This window comes from Dermatophilaceae bacterium Soc4.6 (assembly GCA_039889245.1).
Classification (GTDB): domain Bacteria; phylum Actinomycetota; class Actinomycetes; order Actinomycetales; family Dermatophilaceae; genus Lapillicoccus.
The window spans coordinates 1,161,514-1,176,267 of record JAZGVH010000002.1 but is presented as its reverse complement, the minus strand read 5'-3'; the positions used below and the strand labels follow the sequence as shown (position 1 = coordinate 1,176,267).

The following is a 14,754-nucleotide window of genomic DNA, read 5'->3' as shown; positions in this document are numbered from 1 at the left end:
AGTGAGACGAAGGTTACCGACGGTAGTGAGCGGGCCGTCGACGCCCTCACCGCCCGCGCGGTGTGCGCCCCCCGCCCCGAGTGGCCCACGACCACGACGCCGGCAAGAACTCCCTCTACGTGCGCGCCGACGCCAACCTCGACCGTGCGGTCAGCGTCGCCCTGCGCTGGGGCTTCGACATGGGCAGCCTGCTGTCGATGGACCAGGCCCATCGGGTGGCCGAGCACGTCGAGGACGCGCGCGCCAAGGGTGCCCGGGTCCTCACTTCCTCGGCGGGGCACCGATCTCCGACAGCCGCAAGACGGGGGTCATCGACGCCTACCAGCGCGTAGGGGGCTACCCCGGCATCCACGTGACCGACGGCGCCGCGGTGTCGGCCAATCTCGGGGTCAACCCGTCGCTGACGATCACGGCGCAGGCCGAGCGGGCCATGTCGCTGTGGCCGGTCAAGGGCGAGCCCGACCGCCGGCCGGTGCAGGGTGACGACTACGTGCGGCTCGAGCCGGTCGCCGCGAGCGAGCCGGCGGCGGTCGCGGGCTGACCCGTGGGCTCCGCGGCGGAGGTCGGGTCCGCGACGCCGACGGGAAGCGGACGGCGCCGACGGGAAGCGAGGCCCGGAGCGGGAGCTGCCGTCCTGCAGACCCCCTGGGCCCGCGGCTGCTCGTCTCCTGCTCCGGTCCTCGCCTCCTGATCCTCGAGCCGTCCTCCCTCCCCGGGTGCAACGGCCGTGGGACAGCGAAGGTCTCCCACCCCAGCCCCTGTGTGGGGCGGGACCAGGGGCCAGGTCCTCGTCTGGTGAGACGCGGGTCCGACTCCTCCTCCGACAGGAGTCCGCCGAGGCGGCGGAGGCTGATCGGGCGGTTGCGACCCGGTCGGCGTCCATCCTGTTGCCCAGTCATTCGGAGCCAACTGGCGCCCGGGTTGTGGGCAGGGACAGAAACGTTCATAACGGCGCAGGGAGGGGACCTGGGGTAGCGCAGGGGAGACCCGGCCTGTGACCGCTGGGTGCGTCAACGGGGTGATCCTTCGCTCCGGGGGGCGACGTTCTACCCCGGAACAGTGGGGTAGAACGTCGCGGGTCAGGGCGTGGCGGGAGCGGGCGCGGGCTCGTCGCGCCACGACCGCCACAGGGCGGCATACGCTCCGTCGGCGGCGATGAGCTCGTCGTGGGTGCCGATCTCGGTGACCACGCCGCCGTCGACCACCGCGACCCGGTCGGCGTCGTGGGCCGTATGGAGCCGGTGCGCGATGGCCACGACCGTGCGCCCCTCGACGACGGCCGCCAGCGAGCGCTCGAGGTGCCGGGCCGCCCGCGGGTCGAGCAGCGAGGTCGCCTCGTCGAGCACCAGCGTGTGCGGGTCGGCCAGGACCAGCCGGGCCAGGGCCAGCTGCTGCGACTGGGCCTGGGTGAGGGGCCGGGCGCCGCTGCCTACCCGGGTCGCGAGCCCGTCGGGCATCCCGAGGGCCCACTCGTCGGCATCCACTGCCGCGAGCGCCCCGACGAGGGTGTCGTGGTCGGCGTCGGGCCGGGCCAGCAGGAGGTTGTCCTCGAGGGTGCCGACGAAGACGTGGTGCTCCTGCGTCACGAGCGCCACCTGACCTCGCAGCTGCTCGAGCTCGAGGTCGACCAGCGGCACCCCGCCGACGTCGACGCGGCCCTCACGGGGGCCGTCGATCCCGGCCAGCAGCCGGCCGAGGGTCGACTTGCCGGCGCCCGACGGACCGACGACGGCGAGACGCTCGCCGGGACGCAGGTCGAGGCTGAGCCCGTGCAGCACGTCGCGGCCGGGTCGGTAGGAGTAGCGCACATCGCGCACGGCCAGCCGGTCGTCGGTGGGCGTCCGCCCGCTCGCGGCGCGGTCGGGTGGGACATCGGCGATGCCGATCACCCGGGCCAAAGAGGTGGCGCCGACCTGGATCTCGTCGAGCCACATCAGCAGCTCGTCGAGGGGCTCGCTCAGGGCCTGCACGTAGAGCGCGATGGCGGTCACCGTCCCGACGGTGGTGTGACCGCGGAAGACCAGCCAGCCGCCCCAGGCGAGGGTGGCGGCCACGGGCAGCAGGTAGGCGACCTCGACCTGCGGGAACCAGATGGTGCGCAGCCGCAGGGTGTAGACCTCGGCATCGAAGCAGTCGCGCAGGGCGTCGTCGGTGCGGGCGCGGCGGCGTCGTGACAGCCCCAGCGCGTCGACGGTGCGGGCCCCGTCGACGGTCTCGCTCACGACCCCGTTGAGCACGGCGTAGGTGGCGCGCTCGCGGAGGTATCCGTCGGGGGCCAGCCGCAGGTAGCGCCGGGTCGAGACGACGAGCAGCGGCACCCCGATGAAGAGCGGCAGGGCCACCAGCGCGTCGGTGAGCAGCGCGGCGACGACGGTGATGGACACCGTGACGACGGCGACGAAGATGGAGGGCACGCCGTAGCGCGCGACCTGCGAGAGCGCCTCGACGTCGTTGGTCGTGCGGGAGACGAGGTCTCCGGTGCCCGCGCGCTCGACGGTCGACAGCGGCAGCGACACCACCCGGCTCATGAACTGCTCTCGCAGCTCGGCGAAGACGTCCTCACCCATGCGGAACGACGCCCGCCGGGCGAACCACGTGACGACGGTCTGCACCACGGTCGCCACCGCCAGCACGACGGCCAGCCGGTCCACCGACGCGAGCGTGGTCGTGCCGCTCGTGACCCCGTCGACGAGCAGCCCGAGGATGCGCGGCGCAGCCAGCGCCGCGACGGCGGCCAGCGCGTGCAGGCCGACGACCGTGCCGAGGCTGCGCCGATGGCGGCGCATCAGGGCCACCGCGTGGGTGCGCACGGCGGCCGGCCCCGCGATCGGGAGCGCCCGCCCGGTCGGCGCCGGGCCAGGAGGGGCGGTGCTCACGCCGGCTCCCCCTCACCGCGGACGACGACCGCCCGGTAGGCCGGGTGGCTGCGCATCAGCTCGCGGTGCAACCCGCTGGCGGCGACCCGACCCTCGTGCAGCAGCACCACCCGGTCGGCGTGGTCGAGCACCAGCGGGCTCGAGCTCATGACCACCGTGGTGCGACCGCGCCGGGCGTCGGCGAGGCGCCCGGCGATGCGGGCCTCGGTGTGCGCGTCGACGGCGCTCGTCGGCTCGACGAGGACCAGCGTGTCGGCACCGGTGAGCAGTGCGCGGGTCAGCGCCAGGCGCTGGCGCTGACCGCCGGAGAACGACCGGCCTCGCTCCTCGACCTCGGAGTCGAGACCGTCGGGCAGGGCCTCGAGCACGTCGTCACCGCTGGCCACGGCCAGCGCGGCGAGGAGTGCCGCGTCGTCGTGCGTGCCGACCGGGTCGAGCTCGTTGCGCAGCGTGCCGCTGAACAGGCGTGGGTCGGTCTCGCTGACCACCACGCGTCGACGCACCGTCGCGACGGGCAGGTCGGTGAGGGCCACGCCGCCGAGGCGGACGCCGGCGGCGTCGAGGCCGAAACGGCCGAGGCGGTCGGCGAGGGCGGCGCTGTCCTCGGGGCGGGCCGAGACGACCACGGTGAGCAGCCCGGGGTCGACGACCAGACCGGTGCGCTCGTCGTGCAACCGGGCGTCGGGCCCCGGCTCGACGGCGGCCGCGGCCGCCGTCTCGCTCGCGCCCGTGCCCGTGCCGTGCTCCGGGTCGAGCTGGTCAGGCCCGACGGAAAGGATCGCGATCGTCTTCCGGGCCCCGATGCGGGCGCGGGTGTAGCGGTCGAGGAACTCGGTGGCCGTGCGGAGCGGGATGACGAGGAAGGCGGAGTAGCCGTAGAACGCGACCAGCTCGCCGACCGAGATCTCGCCCTCGACGGCGAACCGAGCCCCGAGCCAGGTGACGAGCAGGACGAAGAGGCTCGGCAGCAGCACCTGGGCGGCATCGAGCGCGGCCTGCATGCCCGCCACGCGGTAGCCGCTGGCGCGGACCGCCTGCGACTGCGCGGCATACCGGCGCAGGTAGGTCTCCTCGCCGCCGATGCCGCGCAGCACGCGCAGGCCGGCCACGGTGTCGGCGCCGAGGCCGATGAGGCGACCCGACTCCTCGCGCTGCTGCTCCTGGCGTCGCTGCAGCGGGCGCACCACGAAGCCGAGCAGCCCCAAGAGGGTGGGCACCCCGATCAGCACCAGCAGCCCGAGCGGGGCCGACGAGGTGAGCAGCAGGACGGCCACGACGACGAAGCTGACGATGGCACCGGCGAAGCGGGCCAGCACGTCGTAGACCCCGCCGACGCGCATGGCGTCGGAGGCCACGACGGCCACGACGTCACCGGCCGGGCGCTCGCGGAGCAGGGCCTCACCGGTGTCGGCGGCGTGCCAGCCGATGAGCTGGGTGGTGCGGAAGGCTGCGCGCATCCAGTTGGTCACGGCGAGCCGGTGGCGCATCACCCCGGCGAGGGCCGACGTCAGGCCCAGGCCGAGCAGCACGAGGCTCCACCGGGTGAGGGCGGCGCCGTCGCGCGCGACGATGCCCTGGTCGACCGCACGGCTGATGGCAGCCGGGAAGAGCGCCTGCCCGACCATCCAGACGACGCCGAAGCAGATGGCGACGACGAGCGTGGCCCACTGACCCCGGCCCACCCACACGAGGTAACGGAGGGGGCTGCGCAGGTCAGGGGCCCCGGGGTCGTCGTACGGAAGCCTCTGCACGGTGACTGAGGCTACGTCGGCCCACCGACAGGGCGAAAGCGGTTTTCCGGGGCCGGCCCGGCGGGGGCGTCAGAAGATGAAGAAGGTGTCGCGCGCGAGGAAGAAGCCCTTGCCGGTCGAGGCGTCGACGCAGGTCATCCCGATGCTCTCGCTGATGCACCCGACACTGCCGGACTGCGTGCGTGAGCCGTAGTCGAGCACCGTCGCGCCCTTCACCGCCGTGACGTCCTTGTTGCAGACCGCGACCGGCCCCGAGGCCGAGAACTGCACCCGCCCGATGTCGGTGGCGCCGCCCCCGGCCCCCGCACAGAAGGTGGGGGTCGGCGCGGCGATGCGCCCCTTCTGCAGCTCGCAGCCGCGCACCGTGCTCCCGGCGACGATGGAGCAGACGATGTTGCCGGTGGGGCTGGTGAAGGAGGTGGGGGCCGCCGGGTCGGCCGCGCCCGTCGCGAGGTGCCGCAGCCCCTCGTCATAGGTCATGGGAGGCACGAGGCGCGCCGGCGTCGTGCTCGGCGTCGGCGTCGGCGTCGGCACCACCGTGGGGGTCACCGTCACCGTCCCGTCGCCGCTCGGTGTGGTGGAGGTGCACGCCCCCACCCCGGACGCCACGACCAGCGCCAGGAGCGCGGGCGCGAGGCCGCGGCGAGGCAGGATGCTGCGGGGGCGGCGCTGGTCCCCGCTGGTGTCGGCCGTCATCCCCCCGAGGATTCCACAACCGGGTCGCCTACCCTGAACGGTGTGCTCCACACGATGCTCCGACCCCGCTGGCTGGGGCTGCTCGTCGTGCTCATCGGCATCATCGTCAGCTTCACCCTGCTCGGCCTCTGGCAGCTCTCGGTCGCCCGTGACGACGCCGCCAAGCAGGCGGTGGCGCAGGCGCCCCGGCAGCCTGTCGTGGCGCTGAGCGCACTGCTCCAGCCGCACTCGGGCTTCCCGGCGGTGGCGTCCAACCGGCGCGTCTCGGCCGTCGGCCACTACGACCCGTCGGGTCAGGTGCTCGTGCCGGACCGGCGGCTCGACGGGGCGACCGGCTCGTGGGTGGTCACCCCCCTGGTGGTGGACGAGACCGGCGCCCGGCTACCCGTCGTCCGCGGTTTCGTGCGGGGCACCAGCGCCCCTGCTCCCACCACGACGGGGCTGGTGACGGTCGTCGGCAGTGCCGCGCCGGGTGAGTCGCCCGACCCGACGACGCCGTCACTGCCCCCCGGCCAGCTGGGCTCGGTCGACCTCGGGCGCCTGGTCAACCTGTGGCCGGGCGACATCTACAACGCCTTCGTCTTCGCGATCTCCGAGACGCCCGACGCCAGCGCGGTCAGCACGGCCGCCGCTGACGGGGGAGCGGTGGCGGCGGCAGCGATCGTGCGCATCCCCCCGCCACCGGCGCCGAGCGGCCTCACCCTCCGCAACGCCGCCTACGCGCTGCAGTGGTGGGTCTTCGCGCTCTTCGCCGTCTACATGTATGTCCGCATGGTCCGCGAGGACCACCAGATGCGCCTCGCCGAGGCGACGCCCCCGACCCCACCCGCCAGCGCACCCACCACCGCACCCACCACTGCAGGAGCGTCCCGCCCGTGACCACCGTCCCCCACCGCACGGCACCCCCGGCCGCCATCCGCTCCGGCCTGAGGGCCTACCGGGTCCTGGCTGTGGCCTCCGGTGTGGCGCTCTTCGTCCTGGCCCTCGAGATCGTCCTGAAGTACGGCTTCGGTCAGAAGAACCTGCTCACGGAGTACTGGAGCCCGATCCACGGGCTGATCTACTTCGCCTTCGCCGTCTCGATCGCCAACCTCGGGCTGAAGGCGCGGTGGTCGATCGGCCGGATCGTGCTCAACCTGCTCTCCGGCTTCGTCCCCTTCGTGCCGTTCGTCGCCGAGCGACGTGTCACCGCGAGCACCGAGGCGCTGCTGGCCGCGCTCGAGGGCCCTGCCCACCCGTCCGGCGGCACGTCGGGGACCACCGTCCCGGGTCGGTAAACTCGCCGGGTGAGTGATGCCCTGCAGGCCAGTCCCGTCCTCGTCGTCGACTTCGGCGCTCAGTACGCCCAGCTGATCGCGCGCCGTGTGCGCGAGGCGAAGGTCTACAGCGAGGTCGTGCCGCACACGATGCCGGTCGAGCAGATGCTCGCGCGCAACCCCCGCGCGGTGATCCTCTCGGGTGGGCCGAGCAGCGTCTACGCCGACGGCGCCCCCTCGCTGGACCCGGCGCTGCTCGAGGCAGGCGTGCCCGTGATGGGCCTCTGCTACGGCTTCCAGGCCATGGTGGCGGCCCTCGGTGGCCGCGTCGCCCACACCGGCCGCGGGGAGTACGGCCAGACACCCGCGACGATCACCGACACGGGCTCCACCCTCTTCGACGGGCAGCCCGAGAGCCAGTCGGTGTGGATGTCGCACGGCGACGCCGTCAGCGAGGCACCCCCTGGTATGCGGGTCACCGCCTCCAGCGACGGTGCGCCCGTAGCGGCGTTCGAGGACGACGAGCGACGGCTCTACGGCGTGCAGTGGCACCCGGAGGTGCTGCACACGGCCTTCGGGCAGCGCACCCTGGAGGCGTTCCTCACCAAGGGCGCCGGCATCGCCGCCGACTGGACCCCGGCCAACGTCGTCGACGAGCTCGTCGAGCGGGTGGCCCGGCAGGTGGGCGCCGACCGGGTGCTCTGCGCGCTCTCCGGTGGGGTCGACTCCTCGGTCGCGGCCGCGCTGGTGCAGCGCGCGGTCGGCGACCAGCTGACCTGCGTCTTCGTGGACCACGGGCTGCTGCGCGAGGGCGAGGCGCAGCAGGTCGAGCAGGACTTCGTCGCAGCGACCGGTGTCGACCTCGTGGTCATCGACGCGCGCGAGCAGTTCCTCACTGCGCTCGCCGGGGTCACCGACCCCGAGGAGAAGCGCAAGATCATCGGCGCGCAGTTCATCCGCACCTTCGAGCAGGCGGCGCGCGACGTCGTGGCTGATCGGGGCGACGAGGAGCACCCGGTCAAGTGGCTGGTGCAGGGCACCCTCTACCCCGACGTCGTCGAGTCGGGCGGGGGTGAGGGCGCGGCCAACATCAAGAGCCACCACAACGTCGGCGGGCTGCCCGACGACCTGCAGTTCGGCCTGGTCGAGCCGTTGCGCGCGCTCTTCAAGGACGAGGTGCGTGCCGTTGGCCTCGAGCTGGGGGTGCCCGAGACGATCGTGTGGCGCCAGCCCTTCCCGGGGCCGGGCCTCGGCATCCGCATCATCGGCGAGGTGACCGCCGAGCGGCTCGAGATCCTGCGTCGCGCAGACGCGATCGCCCGCGCCGAGCTGTCGGCCGCCGGTCTCGACCGCGACATCTGGCAGTGCCCGGTCGTGCTGCTGGCCGACGTGAGATCCGTTGGTGTGCAAGGTGATGGCCGCACCTACGGTCACCCGGTCGTGCTGCGCCCGGTGTCGTCGGAGGACGCCATGACCGCCGACTGGACCCGCGTCCCCTACGAGACGCTGGCGAAGATCTCGACCCGCATCACCAACGAGGTGCGCGAGGTCAACCGGGTCGTGCTCGACGTGACGAGCAAGCCGCCGGGCACGATCGAGTGGGAGTAGGCCGCTCCCTACCGGCCGGTCGTCGGCTGGGTTCGCCGACGACGGGGGTTTTGCTCGGACCCTCCGAACGGCGTGCCGATAGGCATCGCGGGAGTGCGGGGGGACCGAAGGCGAAGGCGGCCCGATCCTGCTGGCGTACGAGCGCGACCTGTAGGTCTCCCAGTGGCGCGTCCGTACGCCGCCTGCGGGGGCTCCTGGATCCGGTGACGGCCTCGGTGAGGGAGACGGTGTGTCGGGTCCTGTGGGACGTCGTAGAGGGAGTGCTCTGCGTCGGTCCTCGTTCGGTCATCCAAAGCTGGCCCACCATCGGCAGGTGGGCCTTCAGCTTGGACACTCAGTGGATGTCGAGACGGCGGAACGTCAGGACCGTCGCACCGGTGAGGACGAGGCCCACACCGGTCAGCGCCCCCAGCTCGCCGACGCTCACCCCGTGGCTCAGCTGGCCGTCGCCCACCGCCCAGACGAAGGGCGAGAGCCACCGGATGCGGTGGACCACGTCGACCACCGGCGACAGCGAGCTGATGAGGTAGGCGCAGGCAGCGACTGCTCCCGCAGCGCCCATGGCGGCTGCGCGACCTCCGGTGACCGCGCCCACGAGCAGGGCGACGGCGCCGAGGTCGAAGGCCAGCAGCGTGAGCGCGATACTGAGCCCGAGCAGGTCCCCCCATGCGGGGTGCAGCCCGAAGTGCGGACCAGTCAGGCACACGGCGAACGAGACCACCGGGACGACGAGCGCGGCCAGCAGGAGGGTCAGCGCCTTGGCGGCGACGATGCGGGGGCGCGTCACCGGAGCGGTCGCCAGCAGGCCGAGCAGACCGTCGCCGTCCTGTCCGGCGACGGCCGCGGCCCCGTAGCCGATCGTGAGCAGGAGGGCCAGTAGGGGCCCGATGTTGGCGTACATGTTGGCGCTGAGCCAGCCCTCGGGTGAGGTGATCGACCCGGAAATCCCGAAGGCCGCCGCAGCACCCGGGTTTGCGGTGATGAGGGCGTCGAAGGCCGTGTCGTGCTTGAACGTCGGATAGACCGCGACGACGAGGAACAGGTATGCCGCCGTCCCGACGGCCGTGCCGAGGAGCATCCGGCGTCGGAGCCGCAGGTCGAGACGAACGAGCTCAGTGGGCATCGGAGTCCTTTCCGTAGAGCTGGAGGAAGAGCTTCTCGAGGTCTGCGGGCCGCGCGGTGATCGTGTCGGGCAGTAGCGCCGCGATGGCGGTCAGGACCGGCCCGGCCGCTCCGGTATGGGTGAGGTTGACCTGCCGCGGCGTGTTCACGTGCAGTGAGACCCCCGGTACGGACGCGAGCGGGCTCGCGTCGACGTCGTGGTCGAACGTGAGGTCGATGGTGCGCGGGGCGGCGGCGCGCAGCGCGGCGACGGTGTCGTCCACGACGATGCGCCCCGACCTGATGATGGCCACGTGCTGCACGACGCGCTGGACCTCGTCGAGGTCGTGCGAGGAGAGCAGGACCGTGCGTCCGTCGGCGACGGTCTCGCGCAGGAGTGGCGCGAACTCGTCCTGGACCAGCGGGTCGAGGCCCGAGGTCGGTTCGTCGAGGACAAGCAACCGGGGCCGGTGCATGAAGGCCAGGACGAGGCCGAGCTTCTGCTTGTTGCCCTTGGACAACGCCCCGACCGGGCGGTCGAGCACGGCGCCGAGACGCTGGACCAGCTCGTCGCCGTACTCCGTGTCGTGGCGCCGACGCATCCGGCGGAACGTCGCCAGCACCTGCGCCCCGGTCAAGCGCTCGGGCAGGCGCAGCTCGCCGGGGAGGTAGCCGACCTCGGCGAGGAAGGATGCGGAACCGGCCGCGGTGTCGTGGCCGAACACCCGGCACCGGCCACGGCTCGGGCGGTAGAGGCCCAGCAGGCAGCGGATCGTCGTCGACTTGCCGGAGCCGTTGGGTCCGAGGAACCCGAAGACCTGGCACGGCTCGACGACGAGGCTGACGTCGGCGACCCCGCGGTCCGCGCCGAACGTCTTCGAGAGGTGCTCGATGACGACAGGGTCCGCGGTCATGCTGAGCTCGCCGCCTTGGCGACGTCCAGGAAGCCCCGGACGAACTCGCGGTACACCGGAGAGGGGTAGGCGAGGTGGACCGCCGCGCGCACCGCGGGGCGGTCCAGCTCAGCGGCATACCGGAGCAGGCGGAGGCTCGCATCGGGCTCGATCCGGATCGCGAGGTCGACCGTACGGCGCACGAGGTCGCCGACCCGCTGGCGCACGACCTCCCACGGTCGCGGTTCCGAGTCGACGGCGAGCTGGTGACACTCCTCCCAGAGACGGCAGAGCTCGTCGAGGTCGTCCTCCGTCACCGCGTCGAGCAGGGCCGTGAGATCCGATGGCATCGCTCCGCGGTAGCACGCGAGCTCGAGCAGGTCACGCTCACGCGACATCGCCTCGTGCATCCCCGCGGGGAGCGGCCGCTCGATCAGAGCGGCATACACCCGCACGACGGGCGGCGGTAGCGGCGACAGCCTTCCGTGTCTCCTGACCCTCTCCAGCAGGATCTCGACCCGCTCGCGCTGGGCGGCCAGGACGGCTGTTTTCGCGTCGATCGATGAGAGCACGGCAGCAAGGTCCTCAATGACGAGGCTGCGTTCGTCGGTGCCGTCCGGCGGCATGAGCATGTGTGCCACCTCGGCCAGCGGTACCCCGGAGTCGACGAGCCACCGGATACGCATGAGCCGGGTGAGGTGACCGAACCCGTAGGCGCGCCAAGTGGTGGTCGAGGGAGGCACGGCTAGCAGTCCGAGCTGGTGGTAGTAGCGGATCGTTCGGACGGTGGTGTCCGAGAGGATGGCCAGGTCCTTGATGCGCATGACGACATCATCCGGTGTGACGTCGCGTCGCAGTCAAGGCTCTGATGAGGCCCGTCGTCTTCACCCGAGGCATCGCCGCCGCAGTGTGCCACCGGCTGAGTCGACGCAGGTCGAGGTCCGCCCAACCCCGACGGCGACGACTGGGTCGTCGAGCCGGTCTACGGCGCCCCCGGCGGCACGGGCCGAACCCCCTGGGCGGGCTGCACCGCGTCCTGACTCGCCACGGGTGGGTCCGGTCAGGCCGCCGCTCGAGAGAAGCTCCGCCCCGACCAGGTTTCCGCGGGCAGAACGGGTCTGAGCCACGCAGACCTGCGCCAGTCCCTGCCACAGGTCACCCTCCTCGGTCGGTGCCGCTTTCCACCGCGCCTCGAGGACCTCGTGGGCCGCGAAGGGGCGGCCGGCGTCGATGAGCTCTCTCGCCTTCTTCAGAGCCTCGTTCGGCGGCAGGGGTTTGCTCCGACACCGGCTCGACACCCTCAGCGCCACAGGGCAGCGGCCGACCCAACGCGTCACGAGGCCTCGCCTGACGAGCACGACCCTCAGTGTCCCGATCCCGCTCTGTCTCCGTCACCTCATCAGCCTGAGAAGAAGTGCAGATCAGGACCGGTATGTCTCCCGCGTGCGTCTCTTGGCCGCGTCAGCGGCCGTGTTGTGCCGCCGCGTCGGCCCGTCACTGACGCGTACCGATCTGCGTGGGTACGGAGAGCTGGGCTCACGGCAGGTGGCGGCCAAGCCACCGCAGTCCGGGGCCGACGACCGGCCGGTTGTCCCGGCCGGGGTCAACAACAGCACTGCGCACGCGCCGCACGATGTCGCGAGCTAGCCCGGCGGGACCGGTGCGTTGTCGGTCCTCGATCTCATTGGCCTGGCGTGCCACGAACCAGCCTTCGCTTTGGCCGGACTCTTCGTCTTGTACCGTGTCTCGGACGTCATCGGTTGCCTTCGCCCTGGTTCTGCTGTGCGATTCGCGCCAGCACATGCTCGCGTGGTGGCTGGTGGGCATGGACCTCGTGAAGGTGCGCCAAGATGTCGTCGGCCAGCGCTTCTGGGTCGTTGGCGACCAGTGGGTGCTTGCATCTGGGGCAGTGCATCGAAACGGGCACGTCCAGATCGTTGCACCCAGACGTGCCAGCTGCCAGGAGTGTCGGGTCGCCGGGCCGTACGCCGACAGAGATCCCGCCCTTGGCGTAGGACCCTGGACGGAAACCCGCTCAACTGCGCATTCCTGGGCCGAGGTCCGGTCGGCCCACAACGTGTGTCCGACCGGCCGCGAGTGCGGCCGTCCCCTTCTGCCGCGAGCCGACCGCCTTGATCGGGGCATTCAGGATGCGTTGTTGGAGGCGACGTACGACGTACTGGTTCAGGCTGAGGTGTTCTTCGGCGGGCTCGATGACGAGCTTGCACCGTTCCGGTGCGTCGGGTCATGTGGAGGGCGTTCAGCCGCGGGCGACGATGATGCCCAACACGACGAGCACCATGACGAGGACGAGCACCCCCAGGACGCCCACCATCATGCCGACACCGGGCCGCTTCTGCTTCTCGAAGCCCATGGCGCCCCGGTTGAACTGGCTCCACGCCGCCGCGCCGTCGAGGCTCTCGTCGCTCATTCGGGCCACGGCAGGGCGCCGCGCACCGCCCGGGATCCGGCCACGGCGGCCCCGTACGGTGTCGCGGCACGGGCCGACCGGCCGCGCCCCGTAGGGTTGGGCTCGTGCTGAGGACGACTGCTGCCGTGCTGGCGGGCAAGGCCGCCCGGGTCGCGACCCGCCTACGCGGTGGTGGCTCGGCGATGCCGGGGCTGGTGGCCGAGCGGGTCGACCCGCACTTCCTCACCCACGCGCTGTCCCGCATCCCCGGTGGTGTCGTGGTCGTCACCGGCACCAACGGCAAGACGACGACGACCAAGATGCTCGCCGCGATCATCGCGGCTCACGGACGCACGGTCTTCAGCAACCCGACCGGCTCCAACTTCACCCGCGGCGTCATCTCGTCGATGCTCGGCGAGATCCCGCTGTCGGGCCGCCTGCGAGCCGACGTCGCCGTGCTCGAGCTCGACGAGTGGCACGCGCTGCAGTTCGCCAAGGTCGTCACCCCCACGCACGCGTTGCTGCTGAACGTCGCTCGCGACCAGCTCGACCGCTTCGCGGAGATCGACACGACGGCCAGGCTGCTCGCCTCGCTCGCGTCGCAGACCAGCCGGGGCGTCCTGCTCAACCGCGACGACTCCTTCGTCGCCCGAGTCGACGGCACCCTCGCACGGGACGTCGAGATCCGCTGGTTCGGCATCGACCCGGCCGTCGCCGACGACCTGCCCCCCCTGCACGAGGCCGACGCTCGATTCGACGAGGCGCACGCGGTGCCCGACGTCACTGAAGCCGACGGACTGCTCCACCCGCACGACTCCCGGTCCTTCTCCGTGCTCTTCGGCGGGCAGGAGGTGGGTCCGGTCGAGCTGAAGCAGCGCGGGCTGGCCGCGATGATCAACGCGACCGCGGCGCTCACGACCGCGCGCATGGTGCTGGGCGCCGAGTTTCGCCCCGAGACCGCGCTCGCCGCCCTGCGCGCGGTCACCCCACCCTTCGGCCGCGGCGAGGTCATCGACGCCGACGGTCAGCCGCTCGAGCTCGTGCTGGTCAAGAACCCCGCCGGCTTCACCGTCGCCCTGGGCACCTACGGCGCCGAGCCGGTCACCACCATGATCGCGATCAACGACGACTACGCCGACGGTCAGGACGTGTCCTGGCTCTATGACGTGAGCTTCGAGTCGTTGCGCGGCAAGGGAGTTGCCCTCACGTCGGGCGTGCGCGGCTACGACATGGCCCTGCGGCTGCAGTACGACGACGTCGAGGTCGCCGAGGTGGAGCTCGACCTCGAGGCGGCCCTCGACCGGCTGCTGCGGGAGCACCCCGACGAGCCGCGGCGGATCTTCTGCACCTACACCGCGATGATGCGGCTGCGCCGTCTGCTCGCGGCCCGCTACGCCTTGGCGAACTTCGGCGAGGAGGCACCGGCATGACCAGCAAGGGACTGATCAACCTCGTCCACCTCTACCCCCGCGAGATGTCGATCTACGGCGACCTGGGCAACACCCGGTGTCTCGCCGCGCGGATCCGGCGTCACGGCTACGACGTGCGGGTGTGGGACCACCACCCGGGCTCGACGCTGCCCGACGAGCCGCACCTCTTCATGGGCGGCGGCGGCCAGGACTCCGGCCAGGGCCGGGTCGAGGCCGACCTCGTGGTGATCGCCGACCGGCTCCGGGGGCTCGCCACCGACGGCGCCCCGATGATCATGATCTGCGGGATGTACCAGCTCTTCGGCAACGCCTTCATCACCGTCGACGGGCAGGAGCTGCCCGGCCTCGGCATCCTCGACGTCACCACCCGCGGCAACGCCAAGCGGATGATCGGCGGGCTCGTGGTGCAGACCCAGTGGGGTGAGGTCGTCGGCTTCGAGAACCACTCGGGCTCAACACTGCTCGCGCCGGGCCAGGCACCCCTCGGCACCGTCCGGGCCGGCAACGGCAACAACGGCACCGACCAGACGGAGGGTGCGATGACCGGCAACGTCATCGGCTGCTACCTGCACGGCCCGGCTCTGCCGGCCAACCCCCGCCTCGCCGACCACCTCATCGGTGCGGCCGCCGAGCTCGCCACCGGTCGCCCCTTCGAGCCGGGTGAGATCGACGACCGGATCGCCGACGAGGCGCGCACCCGACAGGTGCGGCGGCTGCTCAAGACCTCGTGAGA

General features: G+C 72.1%; 15 protein-coding genes and 1 pseudogene. 7 read left to right on the top strand and 9 right to left on the bottom strand.

Features of this window, described 5'->3' with window-relative positions:
• Positions 1-80: 80 nt before the first annotated feature.
• Positions 81-332 carry a hypothetical protein gene (locus tag V3N99_05450; GenBank protein ID MEO3936191.1) on the top strand — a complete coding sequence of 84 codons (252 nt, stop codon included), beginning with the start codon at positions 81-83 and terminating at the stop codon, positions 330-332.
• Positions 263-541 (top strand): annotated as a pseudogene (locus V3N99_05445) (GMC oxidoreductase). Before V3N99_05450 ends, V3N99_05445 begins: the two are co-directional and overlap by 70 nt.
• A gap of 538 nt (positions 542-1,079) precedes the next feature.
• Here V3N99_05445 and V3N99_05440 read toward each other — a convergent pair.
• From V3N99_05440 to V3N99_05430, 3 genes are all read right to left on the bottom strand, one after another.
• Positions 1,080-2,786: an ABC transporter ATP-binding protein gene (locus V3N99_05440; protein MEO3936190.1), complete on the bottom strand. Its 1,707-nt coding sequence runs from the start codon at positions 2,784-2,786 to the stop codon at positions 1,080-1,082.
• Positions 2,787-2,872: 86 nt separating this feature from the next.
• Entirely contained in the window at positions 2,873-4,627 is a 1,755-nt protein-coding gene (locus tag V3N99_05435) for an ABC transporter ATP-binding protein (GenBank protein MEO3936189.1), read from the bottom strand.
• A gap of 69 nt (positions 4,628-4,696) precedes the next feature.
• A complete protein-coding gene (locus V3N99_05430) occupies positions 4,697-5,323 on the bottom strand; it encodes a hypothetical protein (GenBank protein MEO3936188.1) in 627 nt (208 codons plus the stop codon).
• A 42-nt stretch (positions 5,324-5,365) separates the two neighbouring features.
• Between V3N99_05430 and V3N99_05425 the strand changes: the two genes are divergently transcribed.
• The 3 genes from V3N99_05425 to guaA are packed head-to-tail and all read left to right on the top strand — an operon-like array spanning position 5,366 to position 8,187.
• Complete coding sequence (locus tag V3N99_05425) at positions 5,366-6,202, top strand: SURF1 family protein (GenBank protein MEO3936187.1); 837 nt, start codon at positions 5,366-5,368, stop codon at positions 6,200-6,202.
• Positions 6,199-6,600 (top strand): DUF3817 domain-containing protein, encoded by a 402-nt coding sequence (locus V3N99_05420; GenBank protein MEO3936186.1) that lies wholly within the window; start codon positions 6,199-6,201, stop codon positions 6,598-6,600. Before V3N99_05425 ends, V3N99_05420 begins: the two co-directional genes overlap by 4 nt.
• A 9-nt stretch (positions 6,601-6,609) precedes the next feature.
• Positions 6,610-8,187, top strand: a complete 1,578-nt coding sequence (gene guaA, locus V3N99_05415) for a glutamine-hydrolyzing GMP synthase (protein ID MEO3936185.1) — start codon at positions 6,610-6,612, stop codon at positions 8,185-8,187.
• 334 nt (positions 8,188-8,521) lie between these two features.
• Here the strand turns inward: guaA and V3N99_05410 are convergent, their stop codons facing one another.
• The 6 genes from V3N99_05410 to V3N99_05385 form a co-directional block, all read right to left on the bottom strand.
• A complete protein-coding gene (locus tag V3N99_05410) occupies positions 8,522-9,310 on the bottom strand; it encodes an ABC transporter permease subunit (protein MEO3936184.1) in 789 nt (262 codons plus the stop codon).
• Positions 9,300-10,202, bottom strand: coding sequence for an ABC transporter ATP-binding protein (locus tag V3N99_05405; GenBank protein MEO3936183.1), 903 nt, complete (start codon positions 10,200-10,202; stop codon positions 9,300-9,302). Before V3N99_05405 ends, V3N99_05410 begins: the two co-directional genes overlap by 11 nt.
• Entirely contained in the window at positions 10,199-11,005 is an 807-nt protein-coding gene (locus tag V3N99_05400; GenBank protein MEO3936182.1) for a MerR family transcriptional regulator, read from the bottom strand. Before V3N99_05400 ends, V3N99_05405 begins: the two co-directional genes overlap by 4 nt.
• A gap of 60 nt (positions 11,006-11,065) precedes the next feature.
• Positions 11,066-11,479, bottom strand: a complete 414-nt coding sequence (locus tag V3N99_05395) for a DUF309 domain-containing protein (protein ID MEO3936181.1) — start codon at positions 11,477-11,479, stop codon at positions 11,066-11,068.
• Between the two features lie 238 nt (positions 11,480-11,717).
• Positions 11,718-12,008 (bottom strand): hypothetical protein, encoded by a 291-nt coding sequence (locus V3N99_05390; protein ID MEO3936180.1) that lies wholly within the window; start codon positions 12,006-12,008, stop codon positions 11,718-11,720.
• Positions 12,009-12,441: 433 nt separating this feature from the next.
• On the bottom strand, positions 12,442-12,612 hold the full coding sequence (locus tag V3N99_05385; GenBank protein MEO3936179.1) for a hypothetical protein: 171 nt from the start codon (positions 12,610-12,612) through the stop codon (positions 12,442-12,444).
• A 104-nt stretch (positions 12,613-12,716) separates the two neighbouring features.
• Between V3N99_05385 and V3N99_05380 the strand changes: the two genes are divergently transcribed.
• A complete protein-coding gene (locus V3N99_05380) occupies positions 12,717-14,021 on the top strand; it encodes a MurT ligase domain-containing protein (protein ID MEO3936178.1) in 1,305 nt (434 codons plus the stop codon).
• The gene (locus tag V3N99_05375) at positions 14,018-14,752 is read left to right on the top strand and encodes a cobalamin biosynthesis protein CobB (protein ID MEO3936177.1); all 735 of its coding nucleotides are present in this window, start codon (positions 14,018-14,020) and stop codon (positions 14,750-14,752) included. Before V3N99_05380 ends, V3N99_05375 begins: the two co-directional genes overlap by 4 nt.
• The last annotated feature ends 2 nt before the right edge of the window (positions 14,753-14,754 follow it).

Bases quoted from the DNA above. Each gene is read 5' to 3' on its own strand.
- V3N99_05375 (MEO3936177.1), top strand. From the start codon at position 14,018: ATGACCAGCAAGGGACTGATCAACCTCGTCCACCTCTACCCCCGCGAG.
- V3N99_05385 (MEO3936179.1), bottom strand. From the start codon at position 12,612: ATGAGCGACGAGAGCCTCGACGGCGCGGCGGCGTGGAGCCAGTTCAAC.
- V3N99_05430 (MEO3936188.1), bottom strand. From the start codon at position 5,323: ATGACGGCCGACACCAGCGGGGACCAGCGCCGCCCCCGCAGCATCCTG.
- V3N99_05390 (MEO3936180.1), bottom strand. From the start codon at position 12,008: ATGCCCACCAGCCACCACGCGAGCATGTGCTGGCGCGAATCGCACAGC.
- V3N99_05405 (MEO3936183.1), bottom strand. From the start codon at position 10,202: ATGACCGCGGACCCTGTCGTCATCGAGCACCTCTCGAAGACGTTCGGC.
- V3N99_05410 (MEO3936184.1), bottom strand. From the start codon at position 9,310: ATGCCCACTGAGCTCGTTCGTCTCGACCTGCGGCTCCGACGCCGGATG.
- V3N99_05400 (MEO3936182.1), bottom strand. From the start codon at position 11,005: ATGCGCATCAAGGACCTGGCCATCCTCTCGGACACCACCGTCCGAACG.
- V3N99_05440 (MEO3936190.1), bottom strand. From the start codon at position 2,786: ATGCGCCGCCATCGGCGCAGCCTCGGCACGGTCGTCGGCCTGCACGCG.